Genomic DNA, 18,513 nt, shown 5'->3' with positions numbered 1-18,513 from the left:
AGAAATAGAGGCTATGGCCTCTTTTTCTTGCGCAATAAAAAATCCTGTTAACAGGATATCATATAGATAAACCATCAACAGGAAAAATTATAGAGCCATAAAAATTAGACTTTAAGCATCTGCCATTTAGGCAGGTGCTTTTTATTTAGTGCCCCGGCCCCTCATGTAGTAAAATAGTAAGTAATCACAGTGGACAAAATGGTCCACTTTTTTGTTGAGGTGAGGAAGAAAAATGATCAGACGGCAGGAAAATCATAAATTTGATTTAGTTTCGAAATTTCAGCCCGCCGGCGACCAGCAACAAGCGATTGATAAGCTGACCGCCGGTTTTAAAGCTGGTGCCAAAGAGCAAATTTTGGAAGGGGCAACTGGTACCGGGAAAACTTTTACCATGGCCAATATTATTGCCAAACTTAACAAACCCACCTTGGTCATCTCCCACAACAAGACCTTGGTTGGCCAGCTGTATAGTGAATTCAAAGAATTCTTTCCCCACAACGCGGTAGAATATTTTGTCTCATACTACGACTACTACCAGCCAGAAGCCTACGTGCCCCAATCAGACACCTATATTGAAAAAGATGCCTCGATTAACGATGAAATTGACCAGATGCGCAATGCTGCCACTTCCGCTTTGATGGAACGCAATGATGTAATTGTGGTGGCCTCGGTCTCCTGTATTTATGGTTTGGGGGACCCGCGCGAATATGCTAGTTCTGTTTTGACCCTGCATGAAGGTGAGGAATATGAACGCAATACTTTCCTGCGCGACTTGGTTAATATTCAATACGACCGTAACGACATTGATTTCCAACGGGGAAGTTTCCGCGTGCGGGGCGACATTGTGGACGTTTTTCCCGCCGGCAACTCAAAAAATGCCTACCGGGTAGAGTTTTTCGGCGATGAAATTGACCGCATTGTTGAAACCGATGCCCTCACTGGGGAGGTCTTGGGTGAACATGAAACCATCTCCTTGTTCCCAGCGACCCACTTTATGACCAACGATGAGCAATTGCGGCGGGCCTTGAAGACCATTGGCGATGAAATGGATCTGCAGGTTAAGAAGTTTGAAGGCGAAGGCAAGCTGCTAGAAGCCCAAAGAATTAAGCAGCGGACGACTTATGACATGGAAATGATGCGCGAAGTCGGTTATACCAACGGGATTGAAAACTACTCGCGTCATATGGACAACCGTAAGCCGGGCGAGCCGCCTTATACTTTGCTGGACTTCTTCCCGGATGACTTTTTGATCTTGATTGATGAAAGTCATGCCACCATGCCGGAAATTCGGGCAATGTACAATGGTGACCGGAACCGTAAACAGACTTTAATCGACTACGGCTTCCGTTTGCCGTCTGCCTTGGACAACCGGCCGTTGAAACTGGAAGAATTTGAAAAGCATGTCAACCAGATCCTTTATGTTTCAGCCACTCCGGGCGACTATGAACTTAACCGAACCAACAAGGTAGTGGAACAGCTGATTCGGCCAACCGGCCTGCTGGACCCGAAAGTCGAAGTGCGGCCAATTGAAGGGCAGATTGATGACCTGGTTGGTGAAATCAATGCCCGGATTGAACGGAATGAACGGGTCTTTGTCACGACTTTGACCAAAAAGATGGCGGAAGACTTTACCGACTACTTGAAGGATCTAGGAATTAAAGTGCGTTATCTGCACTCTGATATCAAAACCTTGGAGCGGATGCAGATCTTGCGAGATTTGCGGCTGGGCAAATTCGATGTCTTAGTCGGCATCAACCTGCTTCGGGAAGGGATCGATGTTCCGGAAGTGTCACTGGTCGCCATTCTTGATGCCGACAAGGAAGGCTTTTTGCGCGCTTATCGGCCACTAGTGCAGACGATGGGCCGGGCCGCCAGAAATGCCAACGGGGAAGTTATCATGTATGCCGATCGAATTACTGATTCCATGCGGGAAGCGATCGATGCCACCAAACGCCGGCGGCGCATCCAGATGGCCTTTAACCAGGAACATCACATTACCCCGAAGACTATTATCAAGCCGATCCGCGAAGCAATTTCAGCTACCAAGCCCGTTGACGGCGAGGAAAAGACTGACAATTTCAGTGATCTGAACTTTGATGAGTTAACTAAGAAGCAAAAGCAAACCATGATTAAAAACTTGCGTGCGCAAATGCAGGCAGCCGCCAAGCAATTGGACTTTGAACAAGCTGCGCAATTGCGGGATGCAATTATTGAATTAGAAGATAGCGTACATACGCCAAAGAAACGGAAGGGCAAGACTTTTAATGGCAAATGATCAAATCGTCATTCGCGGCGCCCGCGAACATAATTTAAAAGATATTAATCTGTCAATTCCTAAAAATAAATTAGTGGTAATTACCGGCTTGTCCGGTTCAGGCAAAAGCAGTTTGGCTTTTGACACGCTCTATGCCGAAGGACGTCGGCGTTATGTTCAGAGTTTGAGCAGCTATGCGCGCCAGTTCCTGGGTCAGATGGACAAGGCCGATGTTGACTCAATCGAGGGTCTTAACCCGGCTATTTCTATTGACCAAAAAACCACGTCGCACAACCCGCGGTCGACCGTGGGAACCGTTACCGAAATTAATGACTACTTGCGACTGTTATGGGCGCGGGTCGGTCAGCCGATCTGTCCCAATGATGGCACCTTGATTCAGCGCCAAAGCGTCGACCAAATGGTTGACCGGATCATGGATTTGCCCGAGCGGACGAAAATTCAAATTTTGTCGCCAATAATCCGGTCCAAGCGAGGCGAACACAAGGAAGCTTTTAAGCGGATCCAACGCGGCGGCTTTGTCCGGGTGATTGTTGATGGCGAGATGCACGACATCAGCGATGATTTTGACCTGGCCAAAAATAAAAAGCACTCGATCGATATTGTCGTTGACCGCTTGGTCATTAAGGATTCGATCAAGTCGCGACTGGCTGATTCCGTGGAGTCGGCCTTGCGATTGTCAGACGGCTACATGAACGTTGACGTAATTGGCGGCGAGATGCTGAACTTTTCTGAATACTATGCATGTCCGCTTTGTGGTTTTACCGTTGGCGAAATGGAACCGCGGCTATTTTCATTCAACGCGCCTTTTGGTGCTTGTCCTGCCTGTGATGGTTTAGGGATGACTCTGGCACCGGATGTCGACCTGATTGTTCCAGACAAAAGTCTGACTTTGGACCAAGGCGCCTTGGCTCCGTGGAAGACTTCCAAATACTACACGCAAATGTTGGAACAAACCGCCCAGGCTTTGGAAATCCCGATGGATGTGCCGTTTGAAAAATTAACCAAAAAACAGCAAAAGACCATCTTATATGGTTCAGACCAGCCAGTGCACTATCATTTAACCGGGGACTTTGGCGTTAATGAAACCGACCAGGCTTATGAAGGCGTAGTTAATAACGTTCAGCGCCGCTATGCCCACCCGATGTCCCAATTTATGCGGGATGTGATGGGCAAGTACATGACTGAATTGCCATGTCAGGTCTGCGGCGGCAAGCGACTGAATGAAAAAGCCCTCGCCGTTAAGGTTAACGGCAAGGATATTGCGGAAGCTTCCGAGCTGCCAATTGAAAAAGCCTTGGCTTTCTTTAGCCAAATTACCTTGTCTGACCACCAAATGATGATTGCCAAGCCGATTTTGAAAGAAGTGCGTGATCGGTTGAACTTCTTAGTCTCGGTGGGACTAGATTATTTGACCTTGTCTCGTTCGGCCAATACCTTGTCTGGCGGGGAAGCTCAAAGAATTCGCTTAGCAACGCAAATCGGTTCCAATTTGTCCGGCGTCATGTACGTTTTGGATGAACCGTCAATTGGCCTCCACCAGCGCGATAACGACCGCCTGATCCAGTCGCTGAAACGGATGCGCGATTTGGGCAATTCCCTGATTGTGGTTGAACACGATGATGAAACCATGCGTCAAGCCGATTATCTGGTTGACATGGGCCCAGGCGCTGGCGTTTATGGCGGCGAAGTGATGGCTAGCGGAACTCCCGAAGAAGTTGAAGCCAACCCCAAATCTTTGACCGGTCAATATTTATCCGGTAAAAAGTTTGTGCCCGTTCCCCTGAAGCGGCGCAAGGGCAATGGCAAGGCGATCAGGCTTAAGGGCGCTAGCGAAAACAATTTGAAGCAAATCGATGTTGCTTTTCCTTTAGGCAAATTTATTGCGGTTACGGGGGTCTCGGGTTCCGGCAAATCTACTTTGGTCAATACGATTTTGAAGCGGGCCTTGGCGCAAAAACTAAACCACAATCCGCAAAAGCCGGGCAAGTACAAGAGCATTACCGGCTGGCAGAATATCAAAAAAATTATCGATATTGATCAAAGCCCAATCGGCCGGACGCCGCGCTCTAACCCGGCAACTTATACGAGTGTGTTTGATGACATTCGAACCTTGTTTGCCCAAACGAATGAAGCCAAAATGCGTGGCTACACTAAGGCCCGTTTTTCCTTCAATGTCAAAGGGGGACGCTGCGAAGCCTGCCACGGAGATGGAATCGTCAAGATCGAGATGAACTTTTTGCCAGATGTTTACGTACCTTGTGAAGTGTGCCATGGTGCGCGTTATAATTCAGAAACGCTGGAGGTAACCTACCGCGGCAAAAATATTTCCCAAGTTTTGGACATGACGATCAACCAGGCCGTTAAGTTCTTTGAAAATATTCCTAAGATTGAACACAAGCTGCAAACGATCGTTGATGTTGGTTTGGGCTATGTCAAGTTAGGGCAAAGCGCCACTACTTTGTCAGGAGGCGAAGCCCAACGGATGAAGCTGGCAGCCGAATTGCATAAGCTTTCCAGCGGCACTAATTTTTATATTCTGGACGAGCCGACTACGGGACTCCATACTGACGATATTAAAAGGCTAATTGAAGTCTTGCAGCGGCTGGTTGATGATGGCAACACCGTCTTAGTCATCGAGCACAATTTAGATGTGATTAAAAATGCTGACTGGCTGATTGATTTAGGTCCAGAAGGCGGCGATGGCGGCGGAACGATTGTGGCTACAGGAACTCCTGAAAAAGTGGCTGAAGTTAAAGAAAGCTATACCGGACAATACTTAAAGCCGGTACTAGAACTCGATACCAAATTAACTCAAGCTTTCGAAGCGGAAAACAGGTAAAATAGGACCTAAGGAGGAAATATTTATGTTTAACGTATACGGATATGAAGAACACCGTGGCTTTAACTGGGGTACCTTTATTTCAGGGGTACTGATGGTCATTGTTGGCTTGCTAGTTTTACGTCACCCGGACAAGAGTCTGCATGCTTTTGTTTTGTTGTTCGGCATCATTTCAATTGGACAAGGGATTGCCTGGATTGCGGCTTTTGTTGGCTTGCATCGGACCTTTGGCCGGGCGTGGACCACGCTAGTCAGCGGCATCATCGATATTTTGGTTGGCGTCATGTTCCTGGCTGATTATGAAGTTGGCGGCATCACTCTCGGCATCCTTTTCTCAGTTTGGTTTTTGATCGATTCAATTACCGGACTAGTCGTATCATGGTCGCTGCGTGGCTTAAGCACGCCGTTTTTCATCTTCGATTTGCTGATGAGTATTTTCGGTCTGATAATTGCCTTTATGCTTTTGCTTCATCCAGTGGTGGCAATTGCCAGTTTAATTTATTTAGTAGCCTTTTGGCTGATTGTGTTTGGCGTCCGGCAGATCATCCTAGCTTGGGCAAGACGATAAAGAATGAAACACCCGGTATGATATAATAATGACCGGAAGGGGAGCTTCAAGATGGCAGATAATAAAAAACAATTACTTATCGTAACCGGAATGAGTGGGGCAGGCAAAACTGTGGCCGCTCATGCTTTGGAGGATATCGGCTTTTTTGTAATTGATAACCTGCCGCCAAAATTGCTGGGAAGTTTTTGGGATTTAATGGTAAATTCTGATGACTTCAGCAAAGTGGCAGTGGTCATTGACTTGCGGGCCAAAGCCTTCTATACTGACTTGCTCGATGAAGTCAATTCTTTAGAGGATAATGCCCAGGTGCAGGCAACCATCTTGTTCTTGGATTGTGATGATGATACCTTGGTGGCTCGCTACAAAGAAAGTCGGCGCTTGCCTCCTTTAGGCCACAACGGGCGCTTGCTCGATGGCATTCAAGAAGAACGGCGGATTGTTTCGCCAATCAAAAACCGCAGCAATTACATCATTGATACGTCTAATTTGACTACCAAGCAGCTGAAGCAGAAGCTGCTCGATGACTTTAGCGAACGTGAACATCAGCCGTTTAGTATTGAAGTCATGTCGTTTGGTTTTAAGTATGGGATGCCAATTGATGCGGACATGGTGATCGACGTCCGCTTTTTGCCGAATCCGTTCTACTTGCCAGAGCTGCGGCCGTTTACGGGCTTAGACAAGCGGGTGTTTGATTACGTCATGGATAAGGACGAAACCAAGCTGTTTTATGACAAGCTGCTCGACTTGCTGCACGTGGCTTTGCCTGGTTATGTGCGGGAAGGCAAGGAAAAACTCACCATTGCCATTGGCTGTACTGGTGGTCAGCACCGGAGCGTGTCAATTGCCCAGCAACTAGCTCGGGATTTGGCAAAGGAATACGACTACCCGGTAGATATTACCCACCGAGAAATCAGTCGCTATATCAAGAAATAGTAAATTGTTTTTGTAAGTAAAGAATAAAAATATATAGAAACAGGTGAAGTTATGCCGTATGGAGAAACGCGAATTGTCAGAGTAATTAAGGCACGTCGTCCACGAGTGGTGGTAATTGGCGGCGGAACTGGCTTACCGGTAATTTTAAACGCCCTCAAGGATCAAAATGCTGAAATTACGGCAATCGTGACCGTTTCTGATGATGGCGGTTCAAGCGGCTCCATCAGAAATTTCATCAATGTCGTGCCCCCTGGCGATATTCGGAATGTTTTGGTTTCATTGAGTGATTTGCCCCAAGAAGAAAAAGATATTTTTCAGTATCGGTTTGATTCAAAAGATTCCTTTTTCTCCGGACATGCGATTGGCAATTTAATCATTGCCGCCCTGAATGAAATGCATGGCAATATCTTTGAGGCCGTGCAGGTTTTGTCCAAGATGATGAAAGTTGACGGACAAGTTTTCCCCGCTTCGAATGAGCCTTTGACGCTGCATGCGGAATTTGCCGATGGTACGGTTGAGCATGGGGAAACCGAAATTACTGGCCTAGATAAACGCATCAAGCGCATTTGGGTGACTGATGCCAATAATCAGGAACCGCGATCGGTCTTGCCGGTCTTGGCCGCAATTATGCAGGCCGATGCGGTCGTGCTCGGACCAGGAAGTTTGTTTACCTCGATTTTGCCTAACCTAATGATTCCTAAACTGGGAGAGGCGGTCCGCGAGACGCCAGCTGAAGTGATTTATATTTGCAACATCATGACTCAGCGCGGCGAGACGGAGCATTTCTCAGATAGTGAGCATGTCGCCGTGATCAACCGTCATTTGGGTGGCAATTATATCAACACCGCTTTGGTCAATGGGGCCAAAATTGATATGTCCAAGTTCCACCCAGAGGACTATGATGAGTACTTGGATCCGGTAACTAATGACTTTGCCGGTTTACAAGCCCAAAATTGCCGCGTGATTACCGATGACTTTATTGACCAACGTTCTGGCTTGGTCTTTCACGATGGCAAAAAAGTAGCAAAAGAAATTATCAATCTGGCATTTGAAGCAATGTCACGCAAAAGGAATGAATAAGACGAATGGCTAGTTATGCTAGTGACGTCAAAAAGGAGCTGACTTCGCTCGAAGTGCATGAAGAACATGCCAAAGCGGAGCTGGCTGCTTTTTTACGTATGAACGGAGTATTGAACCTCCACGATCACCAATTTAGTTTAGATATTACGACCGAAAATCCAGCAATTGCCCGGCGAATTTTTTCCCTAATTAAGCAAGCTTACGGGATTGAGCCGCTATTGATTGTTTCTCGAAAGATGAAACTGAAGAAGAATAATCAATATTTGGTACGTTTGCAGCAGCAAGTCAAGGAAATCATGAAGGACTTGGACATCTGGCAGCCCTTGACCGGGTTCAATACGCGCATCCCCCGCAAAGTCATGAAGTCCGAACAACGAGCCATGTCCTATCTGCGCGGAGCCTTTTTGGCGGGCGGGAGCGTTAATAATCCTGAAACCAGTCGCTATCATTTAGAAATTTATTCAACTTATGAGGACCACAATGAGGACCTGGCCTATTTGATGAATCACTATTTCTATTTGAATGCCAAGACCACCCAAAGACGGCGCGGCTATATTGTTTATTTGAAAGAAGCCGAAAAAATCGGCGACTTCTTGCATGTCGTCGGGGCTTTGAATGCCATGCTGGCCTTTGAAGATTTGCGCATTATGCGCGACATGCGCAATTCGGTCAATCGCTTGGTGAATTGCGATACGGCCAACTTGCGCAAAACCGCTAGTGCAGCTGCCAAGCAGGTTGATGATATTCAGTTAATCGAAACAAACCAAGGTCTAGATTCATTGCCAGAAAAATTGGCAACCTTGGCCCGTTTTCGTTTGCAGCATCCGGAATTGTCGCTCAAGGAAGTTGCCGAGCAGGTCCCTGATGGTCCCATTTCCAAGAGTGGGGTAAACCACCGCTTTAAGAAAATTCGGGAAATTGCCGATACTTATCGATAAAGAAAGCTCCATTATTGGAGCTTTTTTAATTTGCGTCTAAAAAATAGTTGTCAATTGCCAACAATGTGTTAAATTTGACTAGAAAGGTATCAAATTTGACAAAAAAGGTTTAGGCGCTCAATTCTTGGTATGATAATGGAGCAAGCGCCTAAGAGACAATCACAGGGAAAAATTGTATGAATATAGGTGACTGGTATAACGAAATTATTTTGTACGTTCAGCTGGTGATGTCGCCACTGACGGACATTATTATCTTTTTGCGCTTGTTAAAACCCAAAAAGCTGCAGCGGACCGATTATTGCTTTGCCTTCCTGCTCGTGGTGGGGATGGTTTGGGCCATGTACCAAGACTATTCCAATTTATGGAATTTTGTGGCAAATGCCTTGGAATTTATAGGCCTCTATCTGTATTTTGGCGAATACCGCAAGTATCGCCCGCGTTTGCAGACTTTTGGGGCTTTAGCCATGGTCTTCTTGTTCGATCTGGCAATGACGATCATTGGCAATATGGTGTACTTGATGATCAGCCTGGCAGATATCTACCGGATTGAGACTGGCTTTAACTTCTTGATTGAATTATTGGTCATTTTTGCAGTGCCGCAAAGCTTTTACGACAAGCTGCACCGCTTATTGACCGATGAAAATCATTTATTGCTGATTACGATTTTGGCATATATCGATATTTCGGGCGAGTTCGTCATTTACTTTGCTTTTCAAACTCCTAGAATGAATCAAGTCCTGGAGATCTCCTTAGGGCTGTTGATCCTGCAAACTTTATTTGCGCTGATTGGCTATGGGGTAATTATCAGAATCCAGCGGCAAATCAGGCAAGAAAACGAGCAGAAGCAAATGGAGCTTGAACGCGACAATTTGAAAGAGTATTCAGCCTATCTTGAACAAAATGAAGAAGAATTGCGGCGGTTCAAACACGATTACAAGAACATGTTCAACAGCCTGAAAATTAGTGCGCGTCAAGGCGATATGAACAGCGTGATTGATCAACTGGACCGCTATACGCAAACTCAGTTCAATGATAAGGCGCTGAGAAAGTATAAAGGCGTCAACAATGTTCATAATGACTTGCTGAAGAGCTTGTTAATTACGAAACTCTCGGAAATGTATAGTCTGGGTTTGAGTTATTCGTTTGGCTGTCAAAAGGCAATTACCAAACTGCCAGCTGATGTGGATGAAATGGACGTGGTCAGAATTATGGGGATCACTTTTGACAACGCCATTGAAGAATCGCAATTGCTCCTCAAGAACCCTGATTTAGCAGATCAGGCTCGGGTTGATGTCATGCTTTATACCGAAGATGGCGATTTTGAGTTTGAGATTCGCAATCGGGTGCACCAGCAAAATATTCAAGTCAACCGACTTAAGAATGAAGGCTATACTACCAAACAAAACCATGCTGGTTTGGGGTTGAACAACGTGATGCGAATTGCTCGCAAGTATGAACAAAATATGCTGATCGATTATGGCGTTGAGGATGGTTGGTTTACCTTCGATTTAACGATTGTACCAAATGAAGTGGGGGAAGAATAATGGAATATCCAGTTTTTATCTGTGACGACGACGCTTCTCAGGTGGCCCGCGTCAGCCAAATTATTAAATCAGCCGAAGTGATTTTGTCCGACGAAGAAACGGTTAAATTTAACCTGGTGGAACAGGCTGCCTCTTATGCTGAAGCAGCCGCGTTTTTAAAGGCAAATCCGCTAGATGGCGGCATTTATATTTTGGATATTGAATTGGGCAAGAGCGTGTCCAAGGATAATGGTTTTGATTTGGCTGAGCAAATTAAACGGCAAGACGAACGGGCCCAGATAATCTTTTTCACCACGCATGATGATCTGTCAATCATTACTTTTCGCCGGCGCTTGGGACCAATCGACTACATCGTCAAAACAGATGATCTGGACGTGTTAAAAAAGCGCCTCACAAAGACCTTGGAAGTGGCGATCTATCAATTATCCAAGTTCAATGTCATGAAGGAAATGACTTTTTCCTATAAGGTCGGGCGCAACATCCGCAATGTCAACATTGATAATATCTATTATATTAAGACCACCCAAACGCCCCATAAATTGCAGCTGGTGCTCAAGGACGGACAGCGGGAATTCTTTGGTTTTATCAGCAAAATTGCCAAAGAAAATCCGATGTTGGTGAAAATCAGCCAATCGTGTATAATTAACCCCAAGAACTTGGAAAATGTCGATACCAAAAACTATAAAGTTGAATTTGCTAATGGCGATGAGCAATATTACTCGCGGTCGGTAGCTAAGGAAATGAAAGACTTGATCAAGCAGTACAACTTGAAAAATGCTAGCGAAGTCAGCAAGTTCAATGGTTTGTTCAAACATTAGGGGGATTAATGGACAAAAAAGAACAGCGATCATTTCGGGCTAATTATATTTTTATTATTGCGGCAATTTTGTTGCCGATTCTGTTTCGACCAAGCAATGGGATGGAGCTAGCAACGACCATTTTAATTGTGCTGTTTGGGGTGGCTGCTGCTGCTGAATTATTTTATGAGTGGCGGAAACAGAAAAAACATTCTGAAGAAACAAAAAACGACTAAAAAAGACGCCGGTTCACAATGAATCGACGCCTTTTTACGTGTGTAGGTAAATGAGGATAAATAAGAATAGAAAATAGAAGTTAAAGCAAATCGTTTTGGCTTAGCCATTCCTTGACCTGTTGTAGATTGTTGTCTATCTTAAGGCCATTTTTAAAAGTTGCACCTGCTGCTTGGGCGAGGTGTTCAATAACGCCGCTAGAGGCACTCATTGGTGAAGTCGCACTAGTGGTAAAAGGAATGACCGTCTTGCCAGAAAAATCATAATCATCGAATAAGCTATAGATGATCATTGGTGGCTGATTCCACCAAGTAGGGTAACCTACCAAGATCGTATCATATTGTTGAAAATCTTTGATCTTGCTGCCAAGCTCTGGATGAAGCTGCTGGTCTAATTCGCGCTGACCGCGACTTACTAACTGCTTGTAATCAGAGGAATAGGGGGTGACGCCATCGAGGCGCACAAGTTCAGCCTTAGTCAAGCTTTGAAGCAATTCCGCAGCAGCTTTAGTTGTACCTTGACCAGAGAAATAGGCAATTAATATATGATGATTAGTGGACACTGATTGACTTCCTTTCTGTAATTTGACAGCTAACCAGACAATTGGTTACGAGAGATCTTTAAAGCAGATGGGTTAGCCGTCAAGGTTTGGTTTCATCGCATCATTCCCTTCAGGATAATTTACTGACCTAGTCCCCCGGTAATCTTATAAATTGAACCGGTGATGTAAGCAGCATCGTCAGAAGCTAGATAAGAGGCTAGGGCAGCCACTTCACGCGGGTCGCCCATCCGTTTGAGAGGAATAGAGTTAACAATTCCTGCTTCATGGGCTTTGGCTGCTTCTTCATCTAAATCAGTTACATTCCAAATGTTGGTTTTGAAGGCTCCGGGAGCAATCGCATTTACCCGAACACCATCTTTAGCTAAATCCATGGCCCAACCACGGGTAAAGTTTTCAATCGCAGCCTTGGCGCCGCAATAAAGCGAAAGGTTTGGCGCAACATTGGTAGCCCCAGTACTTGAGAGGTTAATGATGGTGCCGCGAGCTTTGATTAACAATGGCAAAGTCTTGACTGTCAAATTAACTACGGCGCGAACGTCCAAGTTAAAGGCTTGGTCATAATTTTCCATAGTGACTTCCTGAATCGGTACTACTGGACACCAACCGGCGTTATTAACCAAAATATCCAAACGACCAAATTTATCCTTGACATAGTCAGCCAAGGCCGCAACATCTTCGTCCTTTGTCATGTCGCCAACTAAGTAGCTGATCTTGTCACTGGTTTTGGCAACTTCCGCCAAAATCTCTTCATGGCGTCCCGTGATTACTACTTCGGCGCCTTCGGCAGCAAATCTTTCCGCCATGGCACGTCCTAGACCACTTCCGCCGCCAGTTACAATTGCCGTTTTTCCACTGAATTTATTTGTTTGAATGCTAGACATAATTTTACTAACTCCATCTAATTTTACTTGCTTATGATTTGACGAGCCCACTTCTCCGTTTGAACTCGTGCTTCATCAACTCGGTTGCCATCGACAATTAAAGGCGAGGTTATTTGGCTGCCAGGAAGATAAGTCCTAATCAGCTGCAAGCTGTCGCCCGCACCATAGCTGCCTTGACTGAGAAAAGGAGCGATCCTTTTACCGTTTAGCTGGTCGCCATAGGCCAAAAGAAAGGCTTTCATTGGCTGACTGAGGGTCATGGCCCAAGTTTGATAGCCCAGAAAAATTTGTTGATATTGTGTAAGATCTGGCAGCTGCATGGCTAATTGGGGCGGTTGATTGTGTTCGCGCTCAAAATTAGCTCGTTTTAAGGTTGCTTGGTAGTCAGCCGGATAGGGTTTAGCCAAAGCAATTTCTAAAATATCGCTATTAGTTGCTGCAGCGATGTAGCTTGCCAGCAATTCAGTCGAACCAGACCTTGACCAGTAGATGACCAGACTCTTGGCATCAGGCGTGATTTTACGGATGGCTGGTCGGTTTAACCGGGTATCCATGCCATCGGATGGCGTCCCGTAACCTTCTCCCCAGGTAAAATTTTTACGTTGCGTTTGGTTAGCGCGAATTTCCCAGCCCGCTATCTGACCTAAAACTGGTCCCAAGCCTTCGTTTGAATGATCGATTCGCATTTATTTGCTCCTTTCCGAGTTGATGCTTTTATTATGCGAGCAAGCTAGACGTTTGTATATTGCTTGTTGATGAAGCTAGTATGCAATAGGTGTATTCTTAAGATAAAAAAACTGGACTGCCTTAGCAGTCCAGTTTTGCGTATCAACTAAAAATTTTCACTGATAAAAAATTACTTTTGCTTGTTTACTAAAATATCGTCGATTAAACCATAATCCTTAGCTTGTTCAGCCGTCATATAGTTGTCACGTTCAGTATCTTTCATCAATTGTTCGATTGGTTGACCAGTTGCTTCATGCAGAATTTCCGTCAACTTTTGTCGGTTGCGTTTGATCTCTTCAGCGGCAATTTCAATTTCAGTTTGCTGACCTTGAGCACCACCAAGAGGTTGGTGAATCAAGACGGTTGAATTTGGCAAAGCAAAACGCTTGCCTTTCGTACCAGCAGCCAGTAAAACTGAAGCCATTGAAGCAGCCATCCCGATGGCAATGGTGGAAACGTCTGACTTAATAAAGTTCATCGTGTCCATAATAGCCAAACCAGAGGTGATCACGCCACCAGGTGAGTTAATGTAGAGTGAAATGTCCTTAGTATTGTCTTGTGCATCCAAGAACAACAATTGCGCAATAACTGAGTTGGCAGTTTGATCATTGATCTCGCCACTCAGCATAATGATACGGTCTTTGAGCAAACGTGAGTAAATGTCGTATGAGCGTTCGCCACGAGAAGTTTGTTCAATAACTGTAGGTACAAGCATATATTTGCCTCCTAGTTTTGTTTAGCACTCTTATTAGTACAGTGCTAATTATCACACCTTACTGGGCAACTGTCAAATATTTGCTTTCTTTTTTTAGTAAAGCGTTATCGTAGATTAATCAGACTGTTAAATGCTGAAATCTGTGGTATAATACGAACGTGTTTTGAATGAATTGGAGGAATAAACGTGAAAAAAAGCAACCTTAAGCTTGGCTTCCTGGCTTTTGCTGCTCTTGCCTTAACTAGTGCGTATGCAGCCAAACCTGTTGAAGCAGCTAAGCAAACCAGCAAGTCTTACAGTATGATGACCAAGGCCCCGGGGACTAAGAGCTATGGAATCTATAAACGGGTTTCTGGCGGCAAGGCTAAGGGCAAGATCACCACTACGAGTGATTTCAAGACTGCTCATATCGAATCAAATCGCAGTATTAAGGCCAAGAAATATACCTATTGGTACATTTATGTGAATGGTCGGGCTGTGGGCTGGGTTAACCAAAACTGGTTCCGGCGCAGCACCATTAAGGCTGCCAAGTCGGTGTCATTAGTAAATAATCCCCACTACAGCTTTAATACGCGGGATGCCATTAGTTATGCGACTAACAGTCAAGGTACGGTAGTCAGCAACTCGAAGGTGCAAGCTTCCGTTTCGTCGATTTCTTCAAAAACGGCAGGCAGTCACCAGGTTACCTTCTCTTATGGCAAGGCTCGGGCAACTACCTATGTAACTGTCAGAAGCGACGCTTGGGAAGGAATTTCTTCAGCTGATTTAACGCCGGTCCACGGCACCAGTGCCTACAAGCCACCGAAGGGACACTATGGGAAGTCGACTAACTATCGTTCTTCGCTGACTAACACGCCTGAAACCCATGGGCATAGCTACTACTCTAATGGAATGACTTTTAATACTCGGTTATACCAACCCGTTCGCCTTAGTTTGCCATCAGATGAAGGCCGCGATATCATCAATAGTGTTGGCCACATCAACGAAGGCATGGCAATTTACAAGAACATGTTCTACACTAGCTTGCTGCGCAAAGACAACGACATGCAAGGGCACGTGGTAGGTTATGATTTAAATAAATTAAAGAGCCGTTACAATACTCAGAAGTTACTGACTATGAGTATGAACAGCTTTAAGTACTACAGTCGCCATATCGTTGTTTCGCCACTGGTTCCAACCGGCCATGGTCAAGCAATGGGGGCAACCAGCAAGTATGTTTACACCTTAGTGAACAACCACAAAAAGCCAAATTGGAATCAATCTGAAGAACTGGTACAGCTAAATAAGAAGGATCTGACGATTAACAAGATTTGGACGATTAAGCTGTGGAACCATTCTGATAGTTATCCAAGATATTTGCATAATGCAGTGATTGTTTCTGATGATACCATGTATGGACTTTTCCATAATGGTAAAAGTCACTATGAATTCTGGGAATTTAAGCGTAGCGGCGACAGCTGGAACGCAACCGAAGTTGGTGCTATGAACGGCAACTTTGTAGCAAATCGTGCGCCAGTTCAAGCCTTTACCTACGATCCGGTGCACCGGAATTTCTATGTCGGCTTTAATGACTACATGATGAAGGTATCGCGTCGTGGTAAGTTCTTAAAGGCTTACGGATCGTTTTATTCAGGCCGGGAAATCGAAGGGGCCGGCGTTGCTAATAATCATTTATACATCAACTTTGCCCAAAGAGCTGAATTGCTAGAAAGCAACGGCCTTAATTAAGCAAGAAAAGAAGCCTAGTTCCAATGGAACTAGGCTTCTTTTTGTGTTGCCAATTTGCGTTGACAATTTGGACATAGACCATACATTTCTACGTGCGAGCGCGAAATCGTATAACCGGTTTGAGAACGGGCCTCATTTTGCATTTGTTGTTTGATTTGCCCGAAGTTAGGATAAAAGACATCGCTAATTGTTCCGCAATTCGTACAAATGATATGAAAGTGAGGTTTCTCAAAATAATCGTAATGCGTTGAATTATCACCATTTTTGATTTCGATGACAACGCCAATCTCTTCTAAGGAGTTCAAAGTATTGTAAATAGTGGCTAATTTCTTTTGGTCATCATTAATCGCCGCATTTAACATTTCTACTGTTGGGTGATCGTGGTGACTCATCAAGTAAGCCAAGATCCGAACTCGTGGTCGTGTTGCTTTTAAGTTGTGGTCATGCAGCACGTCTCTGGCTTTTTTTTCGTAATCCATGTGACTCACCTCAATTTTGGTTCTTTCTCAATTAAAGTTTAGCACACAGATTGTAAATATGGTAAAAACTAGCCTAATTTGCCTTAGCAGCGTCTTCGCGGCGCTTGATGGCTGGCAAAATTAACCCTAAGGCAATCAAGATAATTGGCGTAGCAATATTCAAAATCAAAGTGAAGGTGTCGGTTGAATAGATCCCGAGCAAGCAGCAGGCTAAGGTTACTAAGAAGCACCAAATACCTGCCGTAAAGGCCAAACCTTGGGATTTCGTCATTTCATAACCGGCCTTGAACTTGTCGCGGTGCTTGCGTAAGGCAATATAAGCCGCAAATACCCATAAATACCGCAGCGGCATCGTGGTTGAATTCAGCTTAACCAATTGGGACATAACTTGGGTAGAACCAGGAACGACTGATTGGATCAAGATTAAGCCGCCTGACAAAACTACTACCAGCCAAATACCATTGATGTAGGCACCATGTTTGTTCAGCTTCAACAATTTGCTTGGAATAAATTCCTGTGCTTCTTTTGAGCCCAAAAGCATCCGCAACGGTGCGTCAATCGAGATAACCAAGGTTGAGAATTGGCCAATCACGTTGCACCAAGCATAGATGTACATGAACAAATTGCCCACATGGTAGTATTGACCAAGTTTAGCAAAGGCAATATAGGCCCCGTTAGAAATATAATTATCTAAATCGGCATTGATTACCTTTGGTGAAAACATCATAGCCATGGCAAAGGTTCCCAGAATAGCCGAAACTACCACCATCACTGCCAAGGCAATCATGGAACGAGGGAAGTTTTTGGAAGGATTCTTAACCTTGTTAACGTATGGCGAAATTTTTTCACATCCACCAACGGCAAAAACCAGAATTGATAAACTGGTTAGATATTTGACGTTAAAGGTTGGCAGCAGGTGCTTCCAGTTTAGGTCAATGGTTAAGTAATTAGCATGCGGGTTAATCGCTGGCGCAGCGAACATCATGACAATATACAGGATGCTCATCACGAACATTGAGGTTCCCGCCACTGTTGCTAGACCCTTTAAAACTGTCATTCCGCGGCTGGTAACCCAGCAGAAGAACAGGAAGACCGCTAAGGTTGCCAATTGAACTTGGTAAGTTGGCAATTTGTCATACCAGTTGGTATTGCCCAAAATACCCCAAGCCATGGCCCGCAGACCGCCGGTCCCCTTGCTGGAAATGTACACAATGTGACATGCCCAGTAAGTCCAACCTGCATAGTAAGCCCATTTGTTACCCATGGTTGCATTTACCCAGGAGGAGACCCCACCTTCTGAATCTTTGAAAGCAGCCCCTAATTCACCAACCATCAGGGCGTATGGGACAAAATACAGTGCAAACATCAGAATCCAACTGAAGATGACTTGAGTACCATTAAAGTAAACGTAGCCGTTGACTACGTTACCAAAACCCCAGACGGTCGAAAAGGCCATCAAGGCTAAGGTATACCAAGTCATTTTCTTGGATTCGGACTGATCTTGGATCATAAATTAGTCCTCTCTTATAAATTTACTCTTTATTTATACACAAAACATTTTTATATTGTTGATCCACAACTATCAACCTTTTCATTATACAGGAAAGGTACGGTCTCTGTGTGGATTTATTTGAAAAACAAGTGTTCTTAATAAAAGAACTTGACTGTATTTTGATATTAGCTTAAACAATTCTTACTATTGAAAGGGCAATCAAAGTGTTAAAATTATAAAGACTGTGTAATAATGTAAAATTATGGAAATAAGAGAATGCGGACGGACACAAAAAGCAGCATGAAAACGAAAATTATTTCATTAATTAAAAGCGAAACCTTTCGACAACTAATTATTTATGGGATTATTGGCGTCATCGGCTTATTTGTCGACTTTGGCGTCTATTGGCTAGAAGTTTATCAATTTGGCATCCAAGTTGAGCTTGCTAATTTTATCTCGTCTTCGTGTGGCTTGATCAACAATTTTTTATGGAATAGCTTTCTTAACTTCAAAGTACGCGACCATTTAATCAGACGATTTATTAAGTATTATGTCGTTGGTCAAATTACGACTCTGTTTACAACAGTTTGTCTATATGTATTTGTGACGCTTTTAGGTCAAAATAAAATGGTCGTTAAAATGATTGCGACACTAGTTGCGACCATGCTTCAATTTGGGGTTAATAAGAAATTCACTTTTAACAAAAAATAATTGTGTGTGTA

Annotated in this window: 17 protein-coding genes; 11 read left to right on the top strand and 6 right to left on the bottom strand. The window is 44.5% G+C overall.

The features are described 5' to 3' along the window. The first annotated feature begins 232 nt into the window (after positions 1 to 232). From uvrB to KI210_RS05365, 9 genes are all read left to right on the top strand, one after another. Positions 233 to 2,275: an excinuclease ABC subunit UvrB gene (uvrB, locus tag KI210_RS05405; RefSeq protein WP_212780872.1), complete on the top strand. Its 2,043-nt coding sequence runs from the start codon at positions 233 to 235 to the stop codon at positions 2,273 to 2,275. Further along, the gene (uvrA, locus tag KI210_RS05400) at positions 2,265 to 5,114 is read left to right on the top strand and encodes an excinuclease ABC subunit UvrA (RefSeq protein WP_212780871.1); all 2,850 of its coding nucleotides are present in this window, start codon (positions 2,265 to 2,267) and stop codon (positions 5,112 to 5,114) included. The genes uvrB and uvrA overlap by 11 nt, the downstream gene beginning before the upstream one ends. Before the next feature lie 25 nt (positions 5,115 to 5,139). After that, positions 5,140 to 5,682: an HdeD family acid-resistance protein gene (locus KI210_RS05395; protein WP_212780870.1), complete on the top strand. Its 543-nt coding sequence runs from the start codon at positions 5,140 to 5,142 to the stop codon at positions 5,680 to 5,682. A 51-nt stretch (positions 5,683 to 5,733) separates the two neighbouring features. Continuing rightward, positions 5,734 to 6,615 carry an RNase adapter RapZ gene (rapZ, locus tag KI210_RS05390; RefSeq protein WP_212780869.1) on the top strand — a complete coding sequence of 294 codons (882 nt, stop codon included), beginning with the start codon at positions 5,734 to 5,736 and terminating at the stop codon, positions 6,613 to 6,615. 51 nt (positions 6,616 to 6,666) lie between these two features. Next, the gene (locus KI210_RS05385) at positions 6,667 to 7,695 is read left to right on the top strand and encodes a gluconeogenesis factor YvcK family protein (RefSeq protein ID WP_212780868.1); all 1,029 of its coding nucleotides are present in this window, start codon (positions 6,667 to 6,669) and stop codon (positions 7,693 to 7,695) included. Positions 7,696 to 7,700: 5 nt separating this feature from the next. Next, the gene (gene whiA / locus KI210_RS05380; RefSeq protein WP_212780867.1) at positions 7,701 to 8,633 is read left to right on the top strand and encodes a DNA-binding protein WhiA; all 933 of its coding nucleotides are present in this window, start codon (positions 7,701 to 7,703) and stop codon (positions 8,631 to 8,633) included. Positions 8,634 to 8,809: 176 nt separating this feature from the next. Continuing rightward, on the top strand, positions 8,810 to 10,177 hold the full coding sequence (locus KI210_RS09080; protein ID WP_246487325.1) for a GHKL domain-containing protein: 1,368 nt from the start codon (positions 8,810 to 8,812) through the stop codon (positions 10,175 to 10,177). After that, complete coding sequence (locus KI210_RS05370; RefSeq protein ID WP_212780866.1) at positions 10,177 to 10,995, top strand: LytR/AlgR family response regulator transcription factor; 819 nt, start codon at positions 10,177 to 10,179, stop codon at positions 10,993 to 10,995. Before KI210_RS09080 ends, KI210_RS05370 begins: the two co-directional genes overlap by 1 nt. An 8-nt stretch (positions 10,996 to 11,003) precedes the next feature. Beyond that, the gene (locus KI210_RS05365; protein ID WP_212780865.1) at positions 11,004 to 11,210 is read left to right on the top strand and encodes a hypothetical protein; all 207 of its coding nucleotides are present in this window, start codon (positions 11,004 to 11,006) and stop codon (positions 11,208 to 11,210) included. 80 nt (positions 11,211 to 11,290) lie between these two features. On the opposite strand, the gene KI210_RS05360 is transcribed toward KI210_RS05365, so the two are convergent. The 4 genes from KI210_RS05360 to clpP all read right to left on the bottom strand — a co-directional run bounded on the left by KI210_RS05360 (position 11,291) and on the right by clpP (position 14,092). Beyond that, positions 11,291 to 11,770: a flavodoxin gene (locus tag KI210_RS05360; protein WP_246487324.1), complete on the bottom strand. Its 480-nt coding sequence runs from the start codon at positions 11,768 to 11,770 to the stop codon at positions 11,291 to 11,293. A 119-nt stretch (positions 11,771 to 11,889) separates the two neighbouring features. Beyond that, complete coding sequence (locus tag KI210_RS05355; protein WP_246487323.1) at positions 11,890 to 12,651, bottom strand: SDR family NAD(P)-dependent oxidoreductase; 762 nt, start codon at positions 12,649 to 12,651, stop codon at positions 11,890 to 11,892. Positions 12,652 to 12,674: 23 nt separating this feature from the next. Next, a complete protein-coding gene (locus tag KI210_RS05350) occupies positions 12,675 to 13,337 on the bottom strand; it encodes a flavodoxin family protein (RefSeq protein ID WP_212780864.1) in 663 nt (220 codons plus the stop codon). 170 nt (positions 13,338 to 13,507) lie between these two features. Continuing rightward, the gene (gene clpP, locus KI210_RS05345) at positions 13,508 to 14,092 is read right to left on the bottom strand and encodes an ATP-dependent Clp endopeptidase proteolytic subunit ClpP (protein WP_212780863.1); all 585 of its coding nucleotides are present in this window, start codon (positions 14,090 to 14,092) and stop codon (positions 13,508 to 13,510) included. A gap of 186 nt (positions 14,093 to 14,278) precedes the next feature. On the opposite strand from clpP, the gene KI210_RS05340 reads away from it, so the two are divergent. Next, positions 14,279 to 15,820 carry a GW dipeptide domain-containing protein gene (locus KI210_RS05340; protein WP_212780862.1) on the top strand — a complete coding sequence of 514 codons (1,542 nt, stop codon included), beginning with the start codon at positions 14,279 to 14,281 and terminating at the stop codon, positions 15,818 to 15,820. A 29-nt stretch (positions 15,821 to 15,849) separates the two neighbouring features. Here KI210_RS05340 and KI210_RS05335 read toward each other — a convergent pair whose 3' ends face one another. Both KI210_RS05335 and KI210_RS05330 read right to left on the bottom strand, forming a co-directional pair. Then, a complete protein-coding gene (locus KI210_RS05335) occupies positions 15,850 to 16,299 on the bottom strand; it encodes a Fur family transcriptional regulator (protein ID WP_212780861.1) in 450 nt (149 codons plus the stop codon). A gap of 73 nt (positions 16,300 to 16,372) precedes the next feature. Continuing rightward, positions 16,373 to 17,809 (bottom strand): APC family permease, encoded by a 1,437-nt coding sequence (locus KI210_RS05330; protein WP_212780860.1) that lies wholly within the window; start codon positions 17,807 to 17,809, stop codon positions 16,373 to 16,375. Positions 17,810 to 18,091: 282 nt separating this feature from the next. Between KI210_RS05330 and KI210_RS05325 the strand changes: the two genes are divergently transcribed. Further along, the gene (locus KI210_RS05325; RefSeq protein WP_212780859.1) at positions 18,092 to 18,502 is read left to right on the top strand and encodes a GtrA family protein; all 411 of its coding nucleotides are present in this window, start codon (positions 18,092 to 18,094) and stop codon (positions 18,500 to 18,502) included. Positions 18,503 to 18,513: the final 11 nt, after the last annotated feature.

It is taken from the genome of Lactobacillus corticis, assembly GCF_018327645.1.
In the GTDB taxonomy this organism is placed as follows: Bacteria; Bacillota; Bacilli; order Lactobacillales; family Lactobacillaceae; genus Lactobacillus; species Lactobacillus corticis.
This window is presented reverse-complemented; position numbering and strand designations above follow the sequence as displayed.